The sequence below is a fragment of the Thioalkalivibrio sp. ALE21 genome (assembly GCF_003208255.1).
GTDB classification, from domain to species: domain Bacteria; phylum Pseudomonadota; class Gammaproteobacteria; order Ectothiorhodospirales; family Ectothiorhodospiraceae; genus Thioalkalivibrio; species Thioalkalivibrio halophilus.
Map to the genome: position 1 here is coordinate 206,596 of NZ_QKMA01000002.1, position 16,907 is coordinate 223,502.

At 66.5% G+C, this 16,907-nt stretch carries 17 protein-coding genes; 14 read left to right on the plus strand and 3 right to left on the minus strand.

The features are described from left to right. Positions 1–120 precede the first annotated feature (120 nt). A complete protein-coding gene (gene clpS, locus D893_RS02640) occupies positions 121–447 on the plus strand; it encodes an ATP-dependent Clp protease adapter ClpS (protein ID WP_018869392.1) in 327 nt (108 codons plus the stop codon). 5 nt (positions 448–452) lie between these two features. Then, the gene (clpA, locus tag D893_RS02645; protein ID WP_110619082.1) at positions 453–2,729 is read left to right on the plus strand and encodes an ATP-dependent Clp protease ATP-binding subunit ClpA; all 2,277 of its coding nucleotides are present in this window, start codon (positions 453–455) and stop codon (positions 2,727–2,729) included. Positions 2,730–2,833: 104 nt separating this feature from the next. Here clpA and infA read toward each other — a convergent pair whose 3' ends face one another. Continuing rightward, a complete protein-coding gene (gene infA / locus D893_RS02650; protein WP_018861401.1) occupies positions 2,834–3,052 on the minus strand; it encodes a translation initiation factor IF-1 in 219 nt (72 codons plus the stop codon). Positions 3,053–3,235: 183 nt separating this feature from the next. On the opposite strand from infA, the gene fabD reads away from it, so the two are divergent. The 10 genes from fabD (at position 3,236) to D893_RS02700 (ending at position 11,889) form a co-directional block, all read left to right on the plus strand. Next, a complete protein-coding gene (gene fabD / locus D893_RS02655) occupies positions 3,236–4,180 on the plus strand; it encodes an ACP S-malonyltransferase (protein WP_110619083.1) in 945 nt (314 codons plus the stop codon). Positions 4,181–4,211: 31 nt separating this feature from the next. Further along, the gene (fabG, locus tag D893_RS02660; protein WP_018946020.1) at positions 4,212–4,949 is read left to right on the plus strand and encodes a 3-oxoacyl-ACP reductase FabG; all 738 of its coding nucleotides are present in this window, start codon (positions 4,212–4,214) and stop codon (positions 4,947–4,949) included. Between the two features lie 127 nt (positions 4,950–5,076). Next, a complete protein-coding gene (acpP, locus tag D893_RS02665) occupies positions 5,077–5,316 on the plus strand; it encodes an acyl carrier protein (protein WP_018869396.1) in 240 nt (79 codons plus the stop codon). A 109-nt stretch (positions 5,317–5,425) separates the two neighbouring features. Beyond that, positions 5,426–6,646, plus strand: coding sequence for a beta-ketoacyl-ACP synthase II (fabF, locus tag D893_RS02670; RefSeq protein ID WP_018946019.1), 1,221 nt, complete (start codon positions 5,426–5,428; stop codon positions 6,644–6,646). Between the two features lie 18 nt (positions 6,647–6,664). Then, complete coding sequence (locus tag D893_RS02675) at positions 6,665–8,020, plus strand: aminodeoxychorismate synthase component I (protein ID WP_110619084.1); 1,356 nt, start codon at positions 6,665–6,667, stop codon at positions 8,018–8,020. Between the two features lie 29 nt (positions 8,021–8,049). Continuing rightward, positions 8,050–8,823: an aminotransferase class IV gene (locus D893_RS02680; RefSeq protein ID WP_077243792.1), complete on the plus strand. Its 774-nt coding sequence runs from the start codon at positions 8,050–8,052 to the stop codon at positions 8,821–8,823. Continuing rightward, positions 8,810–9,853 carry an endolytic transglycosylase MltG gene (gene mltG / locus D893_RS02685; RefSeq protein ID WP_077243793.1) on the plus strand — a complete coding sequence of 348 codons (1,044 nt, stop codon included), beginning with the start codon at positions 8,810–8,812 and terminating at the stop codon, positions 9,851–9,853. The genes D893_RS02680 and mltG overlap by 14 nt, the downstream gene beginning before the upstream one ends. Next, positions 9,853–10,488, plus strand: coding sequence for a dTMP kinase (gene tmk / locus D893_RS02690; protein WP_077243794.1), 636 nt, complete (start codon positions 9,853–9,855; stop codon positions 10,486–10,488). Before mltG ends, tmk begins: the two co-directional genes overlap by 1 nt. Continuing rightward, entirely contained in the window at positions 10,485–11,510 is a 1,026-nt protein-coding gene (locus D893_RS02695; RefSeq protein WP_018946014.1) for a DNA polymerase III subunit delta', read from the plus strand. The genes tmk and D893_RS02695 overlap by 4 nt, the downstream gene beginning before the upstream one ends. A gap of 40 nt (positions 11,511–11,550) precedes the next feature. Then, positions 11,551–11,889, plus strand: a complete 339-nt coding sequence (locus D893_RS02700; protein WP_024328801.1) for a PilZ domain-containing protein — start codon at positions 11,551–11,553, stop codon at positions 11,887–11,889. A gap of 6 nt (positions 11,890–11,895) precedes the next feature. Here the strand turns inward: D893_RS02700 and D893_RS02705 are convergent, their stop codons facing one another. After that, positions 11,896–13,026: an aminotransferase class V-fold PLP-dependent enzyme gene (locus D893_RS02705; protein ID WP_018946012.1), complete on the minus strand. Its 1,131-nt coding sequence runs from the start codon at positions 13,024–13,026 to the stop codon at positions 11,896–11,898. Positions 13,027–13,292: 266 nt separating this feature from the next. Between D893_RS02705 and D893_RS02710 the strand changes: the two genes are divergently transcribed. Beyond that, positions 13,293–14,663 carry a lysine 2,3-aminomutase gene (locus D893_RS02710; RefSeq protein ID WP_110619085.1) on the plus strand — a complete coding sequence of 457 codons (1,371 nt, stop codon included), beginning with the start codon at positions 13,293–13,295 and terminating at the stop codon, positions 14,661–14,663. A gap of 3 nt (positions 14,664–14,666) precedes the next feature. Further along, positions 14,667–16,025 (plus strand): adenosylmethionine--8-amino-7-oxononanoate transaminase, encoded by a 1,359-nt coding sequence (locus D893_RS02715; RefSeq protein WP_110619086.1) that lies wholly within the window; start codon positions 14,667–14,669, stop codon positions 16,023–16,025. 127 nt (positions 16,026–16,152) lie between these two features. Here the strand turns inward: D893_RS02715 and D893_RS02720 are convergent, their stop codons facing one another. Further along, positions 16,153–16,905, minus strand: a complete 753-nt coding sequence (locus D893_RS02720; RefSeq protein WP_018946009.1) for an S-methyl-5'-thioinosine phosphorylase — start codon at positions 16,903–16,905, stop codon at positions 16,153–16,155. Between the last annotated feature and the right edge of the window lie 2 nt (positions 16,906–16,907).

The window sequence follows — 16,907 nt, forward strand, 5'->3', positions numbered from 1 at the left end:
CTGGCCTCCCGCGCCATGCGGACACTTGGCAAGCGCCGGGAACCGTTCGATGATGTCAGGACTCTACAGAAATGAACACGCGGTGCCCGAGGGCGCCACGAGTGCGAGCTGGACCGAAAGATGAGTGACGACAAGCCCCGCCAACCCGATCACGACGATTCCGTTGCGGTCGATGAATCGAGGCCGGAACTCAAGCCGCCACGGCAGTACAAGGTCGTGTTGAACAACGACGACTACACGCCGATGGAATTCGTGGTGGAGGTCCTGGAGACCTTCTTCGGCATGGATCGCGAGAAGGCCACCCGGGTGATGCTGCAGGTGCATACCCGGGGCAAGGGCGTGTGCGGCATCTACACTCGAGATGTCGCCGAGACCAAGGTGGCCCAGGTGAATGAATACGCCCGGAGCCATCAGCACCCACTGCTATGCTCGATGGAGGAGGCCTGACCCCCATGCTCGACAAGGAACTCGAATTCAGTCTGAACCTGGTCTTCAAGGAGGCCCGCGAGAAACGCCACGAGTTCGTGACCGTGGAGCACTTGCTGATGGCCCTGGCCCAGAACCCCAGTGCAGCCACCGTACTGCGTGCCTGCGGTGCGGATCTTGACCGGATCCGCGACGAACTGGAGGCCTACATCGACGAAAACACCCCGCGGATCCCGCCGAACGACACGCGCGAGACCCAGCCGACCCTCGGTTTTCAGCGGGTCCTGCAGCGCGCGGTGTTCCACGTGCAGTCCAGTGGTCGCAAGGAGGTCTCCGGGGCCAACGTCCTGGTGGCGCTGTTCGGCGAGCAGGACAGTCAGGCACTGTACGTGCTGGGCCAGCAGAACATCTCGCGTCTGGACGTGGTCAACTTCATTTCCCACGGTATCTCGAAGGTCGGCGAGGACGAGCTCGGCCAGATTCACCAGGAGCAGGCGGAGGAATCCTCCGAGCAGCAGGGCGAGACGGTGACCGAAGAAAAGACCAACGCGCTGCAGCTGTACGCGACCAACCTCAACGAGAAGGCGCGCAATGACGAGATCGACCCGCTGATCGGGCGGGACCACGAGATCGAGCGCACCATCCAGATCCTCTGCCGGCGGCGCAAGAACAACCCGCTGCTGGTCGGCGAGGCCGGGGTCGGCAAGACCGCGATCGCCGAGGGGCTGGCGCGGCGCGTGGTGGATGGCCAGGTGCCGGAAGCGATCGAGGAAGCCACGGTCTATGCCCTGGACCTGGGCGCGCTGGTGGCCGGAACCAAGTATCGCGGCGACTTCGAAAAACGCCTGAAAGGGGTGCTGGCCCAGCTCAAGAAGGAACCCGCCGCGGTCCTGTTCATCGACGAGATCCATACCATCATCGGGGCCGGTGCCGCGTCCGGCGGGGTAATGGATGCCTCGAACCTGATCAAGCCGATGCTGGCCTCCGGTGAGCTCAAGTGCATCGGTTCGACCACCTATCAGGAGTATCGCGGGATCTTCGAAAAGGACCGCGCACTGGCGCGGCGTTTCCAGAAGATCGAGGTACCCGAGCCCACGGTGGATGAAACCTATCAGATCCTGCGAGGGCTCAAGTCGCGTTTCGAGTCGCACCACAACGTGCGCTTTACCAAGCCGGCGCTGCAGGCTGCGGCGGAGCTGTCGGACCGCTACATCACCGATCGCTTCCTGCCGGACAAGGCGATCGACCTGATCGACGAGGCCGGTGCCAGTCGCCAGCTGCTGCCGGTGAGCCAGCGCAAGAAGACCATCGGCGTGCAGGACATCGAGAACATCGTGGCCAAGATCGCGCGCATCCCGCCGAAATCGGTGTCCAGCACCGACAAGGAGACCCTGCGCAACCTGGAACGCAACCTGAAGATGACGGTGTTCGGTCAGGACGAGGCGATCGGCACCCTGAGCACGGCCATCAAGATGTCGCGTTCCGGCCTGGGTGACCAGGACAAGCCGATCGGTTCCTTCCTGTTCGCCGGTCCGACCGGTGTCGGCAAGACCGAGGTCACGCGTCAGCTGGCCCAGCAGATGGGTATCCATCTGGCCCGCTTCGACATGTCCGAATACATGGAGCGCCACACGGTCTCGCGGCTGATCGGTGCGCCGCCGGGTTATGTCGGCTACGACGAGGGCGGCCTGCTGACGGATGCCATCCTCAAGCATCCGCATTCGGTGCTGTTGCTGGACGAGATCGAAAAGGCGCACCCGGACGTGTTCAACGTGCTGCTGCAGGTGATGGACCACGGCACGCTGACCGACGCCAACGGGCGGGAAGTGGATTTCCGCAACGTGATCCTGGTGATGACCACCAACGCCGGTGCCGAAGCGGCTTCGCGGCCGTCGGTGGGCTTCACGCGCAAGGATCACTCCACCGACGCGATGGAGGCCATCAAGCGGACGTTCACCCCGGAATTCCGCAACCGTCTGGATGCCACCATCCAGTTCGGCCCGCTGGACGAGGCGACCATCCTGAACGTGGTCGACAAGTTCCTCACCCAGCTCCAGGCCCAGCTGGACGAGAAGAAGGTGACCCTGACGGTGGAATCCGAGGCGCGCGCCTGGCTGGCCGAGCACGGCTACGACGCGCAGATGGGTGCGCGGCCGATGGGACGGACCATCCAGGAGCACATCAAGAAGTCGCTGGCGGACGAACTCCTGTTCGGCAAGCTGGCGCAGGGTGGCGAAGTGACCGTGCGCCTGGGCGAGGACGGTCTCGAGATGGATATCCACGAACCCGCCGTCTCTTCCTGATCCGACCACGAACGGGACACCACGAGCCTGTGGTGTCCCTCACGAAAAAGGCCGGCACCCCTCGGGGCGCCGGCCTTTTGCATGCCGGGGAGACTGTGGCGCGCTTATTTGTTGCGGTAGACGATGCGACCCTTGCTCAGGTCGTAGGGCGTCATCTGCACGATGACCTTGTCGCCGCGCAGGATCCGGATATAGTGCTTGCGCATCTTCCCGGAGATGTGCGCGGTGATCGTGTGCCCGTTCTCGAGCTCCACCCGGAAGGTGGTGTTGGGGAGCGTCTCGACGACGGTTCCTTCGAGCTCGATTTCGTCTTCCTTCGCCATGCAGTTCCTCGCGTAATGAATCAGGGTTGCGACATTATGCGGATGCATGGATGGAACTCAAGGGAAACTCCCGGTTTTTCGTTCGATGGACACGAAACCGGTCGCGTTTCGGGGTTTGCCGGGGCCGGCGTCAGCGCCTAAACTACGCCCGCTTTCTCATCCAGTGAATTTCGGACACGAACCATGACAGTTTCCTGGGCAGCGGTTTTTCCGGGACAGGGGTCCCAGTCGGTGGGCATGCTCGCCGATGTCGGTGATGAATTCGCCGTGGTACGCGATACCTTTCAGGAAGCCTCGGACTGCCTGGACGCCGACCTGTGGAGCCTGGTTCAGCACGGACCGGCGGAACAGCTTGACGAGACCCGCTGGACCCAGCCCGTGATGCTGGCGGCTGGCGTGGCCTGCTGGCGGATGCTGCGTGAACAGGGGGTTCCGGAGCCCATGGCGCTGGCCGGACACAGCCTGGGCGAATACAGCGCCCTGGTGGCGGCCGGGGCCCTGCGGTTTCCGGATGCCGTTAGTCTGGTCGCGGAGCGCGCCCGGGCCATGCAGGAGGCCGTGCCGGCAGGCGAGGGGGCCATGGCCGCGATCCTTGGCCTGGAGGATGCCGACGTGATCGCCCTGTGCGAGGCACAGGCCGAGGGCGACACCCTGGAGGCAGTGAACTTCAATGCACCGGGACAGGTGGTGATCGCCGGCACGGCCGGGGCCGTGGACCGCGCGGTGTCGGCGGCTCGCGATGCGGGCGCCAAACGGGCGCTGAAGCTGCCGGTGTCGGTCCCTTCCCACTGTGCGTTGATGCGCCCGGCGGCCGAACGTCTGCAGGCGGCGCTGGACACCGTCGAATTCCGTGTCCCGCAGATTCCCGTGTGGCAGAACGTGACCGCCGCACCGGCGAGCGACGTGGACAGCCTGAAGACCCGACTGGCGGAGCAGCTCTACCGCCCGGTCCGCTGGGTCGAAACCGTTCAGGGGCTGCGCGATGCCGGCGCCGGGGTGCAGGTGGAATGTGGCCCCGGTCGGGTGCTGACCGGGCTGGCGAAACGCATCGACCGTTCGATTGATCATCCGGACGTGGCCGATCGGGCCACCCTGGAAAGCGTCCGTGACCGGCTGACCGCCGGCTGACGCCCATTTCCCAACAGCAAGGAAACCGTTGATGTCGGAAAACCAACGAATCGCTCTCGTGACCGGGGCGAGCCGCGGCATTGGCGCGGCCATCGCCCGCCGTCTGGCGGAACAGGGCATGCAGGTGGTGGGCACCGCCACCAGCGACGCCGGCGCCGGCCGGATCTCGGAGGCCCTGGCCCCCTGGGGCGGCCGCGGTGTCGCCATGGACGTCACCGATGCCGAATCGGTCAGGACCGCGCTGGAGGACATTCAGGCGACCGAGGGCGGCATCGAGGTGCTGGTGAACAACGCGGGCATCACCCGCGACAACCTTTTTATGCGCCTGAAGGACGAGGACTGGGATGCGGTGATCGACACCAATCTGACCGCGGCCGCTCGACTCACGCAGAAGGTCATCAAGGGCATGATGAAGGCCCGCCGCGGGCGGGTTGTGCTGATCGGCTCGGTGGTCGGGACGGCCGGGAATGCGGGACAGACCAACTACGCCGCCGCCAAGGCCGGGCTGGCCGGCTTCGCCCGCTCCCTGGCGCGCGAGGTGGGCGCCCGCAATATCACGGTCAACACGGTGGCCCCCGGATTCATCGACACTGACATGACGCGCGAGCTGGACGAGGCGACGCGCGAACGGCTGCTGGGCGAGATCCCGCTGGGCCGTCTGGGTGACGCCGAGGAAGTGGCGGCGGCGGTGGGCTTTCTGGCGTCCGACGAGGCCGGTTACATTACCGGCGAGACCCTGCACGTCAACGGCGGCATGTTCATGCACTGATTCATGCACTGAGCCGCGGGCCCGTTACGCGGAGTCCTCCGCCGGGGTTGTGGATCACGGCGGTGCTTTTCAATAGAATGGCGGACCTTTACCGGACCCGCCTCATATCCAAGGGGATGTTTCAACCATGAGCAGCATTGAAGAACGCGTCAAGAAAATCGTTGTCGAGCAGCTGGGAGTCAAGGAAGAGGATGTCACGAACGCCGCCGCTTTCGTCGACGATCTGGGCGCGGATTCGCTTGACACCGTCGAACTCGTGATGGCGCTCGAGGAGGAATTCGAAACGGAAATCCCCGACGAGCAGGCCGAAAAGATCACCACCGTGCAGCAGGCGATCGACTACATCAACGAGCACGCCAAGGACTGATCGGGTCCATGGTCGCGGCGAGGGGCGCGCCAACACGGCGCGTCCCCCTCTTCGCCGTCCGCGTGCAGCCGTCTTTCGAGGGAGAAAATCATTGGCTAAGCGACGTGTTGTGGTCACCGGCCTCGGCATCGTGTCCCCGGTCGGATCCACTATCGACCAGGCCTGGTCCAGCATCAAGGCCGGGAAGAGCGGGATCACGCCCATCGACGTGTTCGATGCCTCGGACATGCCGGTCAAGATTTCCGGCGCGGTGCGGGACTTCAATGCCAATGACTATGTCCCGGTCAAGGACCAGAAGAAGATGGACACCTTTGTCATCTATGGTCTGGCGGCGGGACTCCAGGCCCTGGATGATGCCGGGCTGTCCGCGGACAGTTCCGATCCGGAGCGGATCGGGGTCGCGATTGGCTCCGGCATCGGGGGGCTGCCCTACATCGAGCGTTCCTACGGTGCCTACCTGAAGGGCGGGGCCCGCAAGATCTCTCCGTTCTTCGTCCCCAGCGCCATCATCAACATGGTGGCGGGGAATCTCTCCATCATGCGGGGACTGGAGGGGCCGAACATCTCCATCGTCTCCGCCTGTGCCACCGGCACCCACAACATCGGTGACGCCGCGCGCATGATCGCCTATGGCGATGCCGACGCGATGGTTGCGGGCGGGGCCGAGATGGCCACCACGCCGCTGGGCATCGGCGGCTTTGCCGCGGCGCGCGCGCTGTCGACCCGCAACGACGATCCCGCCCGCGCCTCGCGGCCATGGGACGCCGACCGGGACGGTTTCGTACTCAGTGACGGGGCCGGGGTGATGGTCCTGGAGGAGTACGAACACGCGAAGGCCCGCGGCGCGAACATCTACTGCGAGATCGGCGGCTTCGCCTGGAATTCCGATGCCCATCACATGACCCAGCCGGTCGAGGATGGCAGCGGGGCATCCAAGTGCATGGTCCGGGCCATGAAAGACGCGGGCGTTGAGCCGGAGGAAGTGGGGTACGTGAACGCCCACGGAACCTCTACCCCGGCCGGGGATCTGGCCGAGACCGAGGGGCTCAAGCGGACCTTCGGCGATCATGCGAAGAACCTTCTGGTCAATTCGACCAAGTCCATGACCGGGCACCTGCTGGGTGCCGCGGGCGGGATCGAGGCTGTGTTTACCGCGCTGGCCCTGCGTGATCAGGTCTCGCCGCCAACCATCAACCTGGACAATCCGGGTGAGGGCTGCGATCTGGATTATGTCGCCAACGAGGCCCGTGACATGAACACCCGCGTGGCCCTGTCCAACTCCTTTGGATTCGGCGGCACCAACGGAACCCTGGTGTTCCGCGCCATCTGACGCCGGCCTCGCGCGGGCATGGCCGTCGAAAGGCTGCCCTCGGGGATCGATCTGGCGGTCCTCGCAGGGCGTTTCCCCCAGCGTTATCCGCATCTGCTGGAGTCGGCCCTGATCGGGCAGGCGCCGGCGCGCTTTTCCATCCTGTTTGCGTTCCCCGGGCGCACGCTGGATGCCGGCGATGGTGACGCATTGCTGGCGGCGGCCGATGTCGATCTGGGGTGTCCGCCGACCGCGTGCATGCCAGCCCCCGAACATGCCCATCTGCCGTTCTTCGGTGGCTGGTTCCTGTATGTGGGCTACGAATTCGCCTGGCACCTGGAGCCCGCGCTGGGGCGCTTTGCACCGGATCCATGGTTGCCGACGGCCGTTGCGACGCGGTTTCCTGCCGCGCTGATCCGCGATCATCACGAAGGAGTCACCTGGTGGGTGGATTCCGAGGCTGATCGCGCGCGGCGCGAGCAGCTGGAGGCCGATCTGGCGGCGGTGGCAACGGACGCGGCGGCGGGCCCGGGGGGCGGCGACCTGCCGATGCTGCAGATCGAGGAGGACGATCCCGAATATTACCGCGCGGCGGTGCGCGGGGCGCTGGAGTACATCCGCGCCGGGGATACCTTCCAGGCCAACCTGTCACGCGAATGGCACGCTCGTGCCGACCGGTCCCTGGATACCGGCGAGCTCTATCGGCGCCTGCGGGGTGCCAACGCTGCGCCGTTTGCGGCCTGGTTGCGGCTGCCGGGAGCGGAGGTGATCAGCTCCTCGCCGGAACGCCTGGTGTCGGCTCAGGAAGGCGTCGCCGAAACCCGGCCGATCGCCGGCACCCGTCGGCGCGACCCGGATGCGCACGCCGACCGTGAGCTTTATGGCGAACTGGAGGTCAACCTCAAGGAACGCGCCGAGCACATCATGCTGGTGGACCTGGAACGCAACGATCTTGGCCGCGTGGCATGTACCGGCAGCGTGCGGGTCGCCGAGCTGATGACCATTGAGAGCTACCGCCGGGTCCACCACATCGTGTCCAGCATCACGGCACGGCTGCGGCCGGGGACGCGCGCGGAAGAACTGCTGCGCGCGACCTTCCCGGGCGGGACCATCACCGGATGCCCCAAGATCCGCTCCATGCAGGTGATCCAGGAACTGGAGGGCCGAGTGCCGCGCGGGGCCTACACCGGATCCTGTGGTTATGTCAGTGATCACGGTCGCATGGATACCAATATCCTGATCCGTACCCTGGTGGTGCGGGACCGGGAACTGCGGTTTCGCGCCGGCGCCGGGATCGTCGCCGATTCGGATCCCGACCAGGAGCTCGAGGAGACCCGGCACAAGGCGCGCGGTCTGCTGGATGCGCTGGGTACGGATGTGGAGCGGGGGGGGTGAGTCGGGCGAACGATGGCTCCGGATCGGAGGTGACGGCCGACGATCGGGGCCTGCTGCTGGGCGACGGGCTGTTCGAGACGGTACTGGTACGCCAGCGGCATGCCTGCCTGTGGGCGTGGCATCGGGCGCGCCTCGAGCTGGGGCTGCAGCGCCTGGGGTTCCCCGCGCAGGACCCGGAGTGGCTGCGCGGGGAGATCGAGGCGGCGGCGGGGCCGGGCGAACGGCTGGTGCGTCTTACCCTGACCCGGGGCCGCGGCCCGCGAGGCTATGCGCCTCCGGCGGAGCCAGCGGTCACCCGGCTGGTCAGTGCCGGGCCGGAGATGTCGCGGCCGGACCCGGCAGGGGCGACGCCGCTGCGCATCGGGTTTTCGACGATACCGGCCAGCGTCAATCCGGCCCTCGGCGGGATCAAGCACCTGGGACGCCTGGATAACGTGCTGGCGCGCATGCACTGGCGCGAGGGAGAGGATGAGGCGATCCTGCGGGACGCCGCCGGTCGGATTACCTGTGCCACGCAGGGGAACCTGTGGTTGCGCGAGGGGACTCACCTCGTGACACCGCCGGTTGACGAGGCCGGAATCGCCGGCACGCGACGTGCCTGGGTGCTGGAGAAGGCCGAGGAATTTGGTGTCAGCACCGAGGTCGCCTGGCCGACGTACGAGCGTCTGCAGGCCGCCGACGGACTGTATGTGAGCAACGCGCGGCTGGGGCTGGCCGCGGGCGTGTTGATCGGGGGCGGGGCGGCGAGGACCGAGCCTGCTGCCTTGCAGGCGCTCAGGAGGGCACTGCATGAAGCGGATTAGGAAGATCATGGCATTGGCGGGCGTACTGACGCTCTTGGCGGTTGCGGCCGGGGCGCTGTGGCTGGCCGACTGGTATCGGGCCCAGCTGGAACGCCCGCTGGCCCTGGAGGAGCCGCAGCGCTTCGAGCTGCAGCCGGGGACCGGTCTGCGCAGCCTCAGCCGGGAGTTCGAACGCCGCGGCTGGGTGGAGTCGGCGCGGGTGGTCGAGGTGTATGCCCGGCGACAGGGTGTGGCGGGCCGGCTCCAGGCCGGCGAGTACGCGGTGGATGCCGGGATGACCCCGGCGGACCTGGTGCAGGCCATGGCACGTGGCGACGTGGTGCGGCACCGTCTGACACTGCCGGAAGGCTGGACCGTGCGCCAGGCACTCGCCGCGGTGCGCCGGCATGATGAACTGGACCCGCCGGCGGAATCGGTGGGTGTCCACAATCTGCCGGATGTCCTGGGCCTCGACGACATCGAGCACCCCGAAGGCTGGTTCCTGCCGGATACGTATTTCTTCGGCTCCGGGACCGACTCGCTGGACGTCCTGCGGCGGGCCCACGAGGCGATGCGGGCCACGCTGGATGCGGCCTGGGCGGGGCGTTCCGAGGATCTGCCGCTGGAGGAGCCGTACGAGTTGCTGATCCTGGCCTCGATCGTGGAACGCGAGACCGGGCGCGGCGACGAGCGTGACCGGGTGGCCGCCGTGTTCGTGAATCGCCTGCGCGAGGGGATGCGGCTGCAGACCGATCCCACGCTGCTGTATGTGCAGGAGACCGGCGTGCAACGACTGACGGGCGCGGAGCTGGAGCGGGATCATCCGTACAACACCTATACCCGGGCAGGGCTTCCGCCGACGCCCATCGCACTGCCGGGCCGGGCCGCCATCGAAGCGGCCGCGCGGCCGGCGGACACCCGGGAGTTCTTTTTTGTCTCGCGCAATGATGGCAGCCACCATTTTTCCGAGACCTATCGCGAACATCGCGAGGCCGTGATTCGCTATCAGCTGGATGGCGACGCGAGCCGCTACGGCCGAAGGGGACGTTGATGACCGGGCGATTTTTGACCCTCGAGGGCATAGAAGGGGCCGGCAAGACCACCCAGATGGAAACCCTGGTCGCGGCGCTGGAGGCGGCCGGCCACCGAGTATGCGCGACCCGCGAACCCGGGGGCACCGGGCTGGGCGAACGCCTCCGCGGCCTGTTGCTGGATCCGGACCTGCCGCAGATGATCCCGGAGGCGGAGCTGCTGCTGATGTTCGCGGCGCGCGCGCAGCATCTCGCCGAAGTGATCCGTCCGGCCCTGGATGCGGGACAGTGGGTGGTGAGCGACCGTTTTACCGATGCGAGCTTTGCCTATCAGGGCGGAGGACGCGGGTTGGGCGACACCCGGGTTGCGGCAGTGGAGGACTGGGTGCAGGGCGATCTGCGACCGGATCTGGTGATCCTGCTGGACATCGACCCGACAACCGGGCTGGAGCGGGCCGTGCAGCGGGGACGACGGGACCGCATCGAGCGCGAGGCGATGGATTTCTTCGAACGTGCCCGCGCGGCTTACCGGCGCCGGGCCAATGCCGAACCGCAGCGCTATCTGATGGTGGATGCCTCGGCGGATGCCGCCACCGTGGGGCAGCGGATGCTCGATGGACTGCGCTCCCGCGGTTTGCTGGAGGCGTCTACGTGAACGAGCCGGGCGCGGTGCCGCCGTGGCTCGCGCAGCCCTGGCAGGCGCTGGTGCTGCGCGCGGCGGCCGGGCATTTGCCCGGTGGCCTGCTGGTCACCGGCGCCGAGGGCGTGGGCAAGGGCCTGCTGGTCTCGGCCCTGCTGCAGCGCCTGTTCTGCGAAAGGGCCACGGGCACGCAGCCGGCCTGCGGGGAATGTGGCGGGTGTCGCGGTTTTCTCGGGGGCGTGCATCCGGAGCTGCACGACGTGATGCCGCCGGAGCCGGGCAAGGATATCCCGGTGGATGCCGTGCGCGAAGCCGGTGAATTCCTGGCGCTCAGCGGCTCCGGTGACTGGCGAGTGCTCCGGCTGCATCCGGCGGACGCCATGAACGCCAGTGCGGCCAATGCGCTGCTCAAGACCCTGGAAGAGCCCCCGGCGGGCGGGCTGATCGTTCTCGAGAGCGCGCGACCCTCGGCCCTGCCGGCCACCATTCGCAGCCGGTGCGAGGATCTGCATCTTCCGGCGCCGGATCTCGAGGCCGCACGTGACTGGCTGGCCGCCGGCGCGCCGGATTCTTCGGCGGTGGATGAGGCCTGGGCGGCCAGCCTCGGACGCCCGGTGGTCGCGGCCGAACTCCTGGCGGATCCCGAGCGTCACGCCGCCTGGCGACAGGAACGTGAGGCTCTGGCGGAACTGTTGCAGACACGCGAGCTGCATTCGGCGGTCACGCACCTGGCGCGCTGCAACCTGGAGACCCTGCTGCCGCGCTGGCAGGCCCTGCTGTTGTCGGCCCAGCGCTGGCTGGTGAGCGGCGAGGTGGATCGATTCGCCGCGCAGTTCCCGCCGGATCGGCTGCAGGCCTTTGCCCGTGAGCGCGGGGCGCGGGGACTGGCCTCGCTGGTCCAGGAATCGCGGCGCTGGCAGCGTCAGGCGCGCGCGCAGCTGAACCCGCAGCTGCGGCTGGAAGACATGGCGGCGGCCATGCTGCCGCAGGCGACGGCCAGTCGGCTGGCATCGCGGGGGCGCTCCGGGGCATACTGAGCGCCGCTGCAAAAACCACTGTGGAAATTGGGGAGGGCTCATGGCCGGGCAAGGGATGCTGACCTTGGCAATCAAGGAAAAACCCGCGCTGTATGCGGCGTACATGCCCTTTGTGAGCAACGGGGGGCTGTTCATTCCCACCGACAAGTCGTACAAGCTGGGTGATCAGGTCTTCCTGCTGCTGTCGCTGCTGGAGGACGGTGATCGCCTGCCAACGCCCTGTACGGTGGTTTGGATCACCCCGCCACGGGCCCAGGGCAATCGCCTGCGCGGTATCGGAGTCCAGTTCAACACCTCCGACAAGGGGCAGACCCGCCGCCGGATCGAGGATCACCTGGGCGGCATGCTCAATTCGGATCGCAAAACCCACACCTTCTGAACGGCCTTACCCGCCCGGCAGGGCCTCGCGCAGCCCCTCCACCGCGCGGTCCAGATCCGCGGTCTCGTGGTAGAAATGCGGGGAGAAACGGATCCCGCCGCCGCGCATGGCGCACAGGATGCCGTCCGCCTGCAGCCGGTGGTAGACGGTCTCCAGCGGGGTATCCCCCAGCAGGCCCGCGGAGGGGCGGAAGGTCAGGATGCCGGCGCGGCGGTGGCGGGCACTGAGGATCTCGCAGCCCAGTCCGCGCAGGCGATCCTCGAGATGCAGCCAGTGCTCCCGGATCTCTTCGTCCACCCGGTCCATGCCGGTTTCCAGCAACAGCGACAGACTGCCATGGAGCGCCTGGATGCCCAGCATGTTGGGGCTGCCGGGCTCGAAACGCCGGGCGCCGGGCGAGGGCGTCAGCGCGGGATTGTCGAAGTCGCCGGCGTGCTCGAGCATGTGCCAGCCGTATTCGTTCAGCTGCAGGCGATCACGGACCTCCGGATTGACGTAGAACAGACCGATGCCTTCCGGAGCCAGCATCCACTTGTGCGCGTCGGCCATCACAAAATCCGCACGGCATCCCGGGGCGTCAAAGGGCAGGGCGCCCAGATGCTGGATGGCATCCACGCAGAACAGGATGCCGCGCCCGTGCAGCTCGTTGCCGAGGAACTGAACGTCCATGCGCAGGCCCGAGTCATAGCGCACCGCACTCGCGGACACCAGGGCCGTGGCTTGGTCGCAGGCCCGCAGCAGATCCAGCTCGGGCTCCTCGCCGATGGCGACCTCCCGGACTTCCAGGTCGTAACGTTGGGCAGCGGCGTGCCATACCACGCGGTTGGAGGGAAACTCCCCCTCGGGAATCACGATGTTCTGCCCCGGTTGCCAGGGCAGACCGAAGGCCACCATGGACAGCGCCTCCGAGGTGTTCTTCACGAAGGCCACGTCTTCCGCCTCGGGTGCACCGATCAGTTGCCGCGCCAGCTCCCGTGTGGCGGCGATGGTTTCCAGCCAGCGTCCATAACCCCGCGAGCCGTAATGCAGGTTCTCGCGGGCGAAGGCCTCGACCGCTTCGGCGGTGCGCCGGGGCCACGGTCCGACCGCGGCATGGTTGAGGTGGATGATGTCCTTGTGGGGGAATTCCGGGTGCATGACGCCCTCCTTTCAGGTTCGGCGAGGGTAACCCACACTGCCGCAGGGGTGGTAACCTGAGGATCACGCGGAATCTCTTGTCCGTCCGCGAGGTGCTTGATAACGTACGCGTCGCTGTTTCCCTGACGCCGCTCACCACCGAGGCGGCAGCCCTCGCCCCGAAGGCCCGCCGTGTGACCGCCTCGGTCCCGAAGTAACCGTAATTCCCACGATCGCGACGGCCCGGGGGCCGGAGCGGGCGCATCGACCGTCGACAGGAGGCACGGATGAATTCCGTTCTCAAGTTCTACCAGGACCCGGAAGCCGGCTCGATCGAGCCACGTGACTTCAAGGTCTACAACGATCGCAACCTGGACCGGATCGAAGCCCTCGAGCGTGTCCCCGAGGCCATGCGTTTCGACATGCGCGTGGTGGCCAGCGTGCTGCCATTCCGGATCAACGAGTACGTGATCGACGAGCTGATCGACTGGGACAATATCCCGGACGACCCGATGTTCCAGCTCACCTTCCCGCAGCGGGAGATGCTGTCCCCGGAGGCCTACGAGCGGATGGCTGCGCTGCATCGCCGCGGGGCCGAGCGCAAGGAGATCGCGGCCCTGGCGAAGGAGCTGCGGGATGAGCTGAACCCGCATCCGGCCGGCCAGATGGAACTGAACCGGCCCAGCGAGGATGACGGCGAGGTCATGAACGGCCTGCAGCACAAGTATCGCGAGACGGTGCTGTTCTTCCCCAGTCAGGGGCAGACCTGCCATTCGTACTGCACCTTCTGCTTCCGCTGGGCCCAGTTCGTGGGGGACAAGGAACTGCGCATCGCCTCCACCGATGCCGATCTGCTGCACCAGTACTTGCGCCAGCACCCGGCGATCTCCGATCTGCTGATGACCGGTGGCGATCCGATGGTCATGAAAACCAGGAACCTGCGCGGCTATCTCGAAGCTCTGCTGGAACCCGGGCTGGAGCATGTCCAGACGGTGCGGATCGGGACCAAGGCGCTCTCCTTCTGGCCCTACCGTTTCGTGACCGAAAGTGATGCCGATGACCTGCTGCGGCTGCTGGAACAGCTGGTCGAGGGCGGCAAGCACGTGGCGCTGATGGCGCATTACAACCATCTCAACGAGCTGCGCACGCCGATCGCCCGCGAGGCGATTCGCCGGGTGCGTGACACCGGCGCCGAGATCCGTGCTCAGGGGCCGCTGCTGCGCCACATCAACGACGACCCGCAGGCCTGGGCCGATCTGTGGCGCGAACAGGTGCGCCTCGGGATCATCCCGTACTACATGTTCGTGGAGCGCGACACCGGCGCGCGGCGCTATTTCGAGGTACCGCTGGCGCGCGCCTGGGAGATCTACCGCGAGGCGATGCAGCAGGTCTCGGGGCTGGCGCGCACCGCGCGCGGGCCGTCCATGAGCGCCGATCCGGGCAAGGTCGAGATCCAGGGGGTCACCGAGATCCACGGGGAGAAGGTCTTCGTGCTGCGCTTCATCCAGGGTCGCAACCCGGACTGGGTGCAGCGTCCGTTCTTTGCCCGCTACGACGAGAACGCCACCTGGCTGAATCAGCTGAAACCGGCTTTCGGTGAAGAGAAATTCTTCTTCGAGGACGAATTCGAGGCGATGAAGGCCGGCCACGGGGTCTGATCCATGAGCAACGAAGACGTACGCCGGCGGGACCTGCGTGCCCTGTGGCATCCCTGTACCCAGATGAAGGATTACGGGGAGGAGGGCACGCTTCCCCTGCTGCCGATCGAGCGGGGCGAGGGCGTGTGGCTGTACGATTTCGACGGCAACCGTTACCTCGACGCGATCAGCTCGTGGTGGGTGAACCTGTTCGGCCACGCCAATCCGCGCATCAACGACGCGCTAAAGGACCAGGTCGACCGCCTGGAGCACGTCATCCTGGCCGGCTGCACCCATGAACCGGTGGTGGAGCTGAGCGAACGCCTGATCGACATAACGCCGGCGGGCCTCGATCGGGTGTTCCTGGCCGACAACGGCTCGGCCGGCGTGGAAGCGGCGCTCAAAATGAGCTTCCACTACTGGCGCAATGTCGGCCAGCCGCAGAAAACCCGCTTCATCGGGCTCTCCAACGCCTATCACGGGGAGACCATCGGGGCCCTCTCGGTCAGTGACGTGCCGCTGTACCGGCACACCTACGAGCCGCTGATGCTGGACGTGATCAATGTCCCGGGCCCCGACTGCTTTCACCGCGAGCCGGGCGAGGACTGCGCCGATGTGGCGCGCCGCCAGTTCGCGCACATGGAACAGGCGCTGGAACGCCACGCCCACGAGGTCGCCGCGGTCATCGTCGAGCCGCTGGTGCAGTGCGCCGGTCACATGCGCATGTTCGACCCGGAATACCTGCGCCTGCTGCGCGAGGCTTGCGACCGCCATGGCGTGCACCTGATCGCCGACGAGATCGCGGTGGGCTTCGGCCGTACCGGGACCCTGTTCGCCTGCGAGCAGGGGCCGATCACGCCCGACTTCCTGTGCCTGTCCAAGGGGCTGACCGGCGGTTATCTGCCGATGGCCGCGCTGCTGACCACCGATACGGTCTACCAGGCGTTCTACGACGATTACGAAAAGCTCAACATGTTCCTGCATTCGCATTCCTACACCGGAAACCCGCTGGCCTGCCGGGCCGCGCTGGCGACGCTGGACATCTTCGACTCCGAACCGGTACTGGAACGCAATCGCGAGCTGGCAGCGCACATCGCACGGCGCCTGGGACCGCTCAACGATCACCCGCACGTGGCCGACGTGCGCCAGCACGGCATGATCGCCGCGGTCGAGCTGGTGCAGGACAAGGCCAGCCGGACCCCGTATCCGTGGCAGGAACGGCGGGGGCTCTCCATCTACCGGCACGGTCTGACCCGGGGAGCGCTGCTGCGCCCGCTGGGCAATGTCTCCTATCTCATGCCCCCCTACGTGATCACCGAGGAGCAGATCGACTTCCTCGTGGACGTCATGGGCGAGGGCATCGACATCGCCACCCGCGACTGACGACACGGCGCGTAATCAGCGTATCGCGTCAACCGATTCCTTCCTGTGTCCATGTAATGTCGCATAATGAATATTATGTTAAATCGTGTAGATGGACGGAGAAGCACGCTCGTCTGCGTGCACCCCTTCAGTCGAGACTCGCGATCACGCGAGCAAGAAGACGTTTGACCTGCTCCATCCCGGTTTCCAGATTGCGCCCGATCTCGTCCATGGTGATCTCGCCCTTGCTGCGCCCGGCGGCACGGTTGGCAATCACCGCACAGGCCGCATAACTGAGGCCCAGCTCCCGAGCCAGAGCCGTTTCCGGCATGCCGGTCATCCCCACCAGGTCACAGCCGTCTCGTTCCATGCGGTCGATCTCCGCCGCGGTTTCGAGCCTCGGTCCCTGGGTAGCACCGTAGGTCCCCTGCTCGCAGACAGGTAGTTCCAGCTCGCCGGCTGCGTTCAGAAGTTTTTCGCGAACCTCGGGACAGTACGGCCAGGTCATGTCTACATGGGTGACCTCGTCCAGGTGGCCACCTTCGAAATAGGTGTTCGCGCGCGACCAGGTGTAGTCGATGATCTGGTCGGGGATTGCCAGCTGCCCCGGCTGCATGCATTCGGTTATGCCGCCGACCGCCGCCACCGCGATGGCGGCCTCGACCCCGGTGTTGTGCAGGGCCCAGACATTGGCGCGATAGTTCACCTGATGTGGCGGGATGGTGTGACGCGCCCCGTGCCGCGGCAGGAACACCGTCTCAATGCCGTTGAGGTGTCCGAACACCAGCGGGCCGGAGGGTTCGCCATACGGCGTGTGCATCACCCGACGGTGGGTGATCTCCAGGTCCTTCAGTCGGGTCAGTCCGGTGCCGCCAATGATGGCCAGTCGGGGTGCGGTCATCG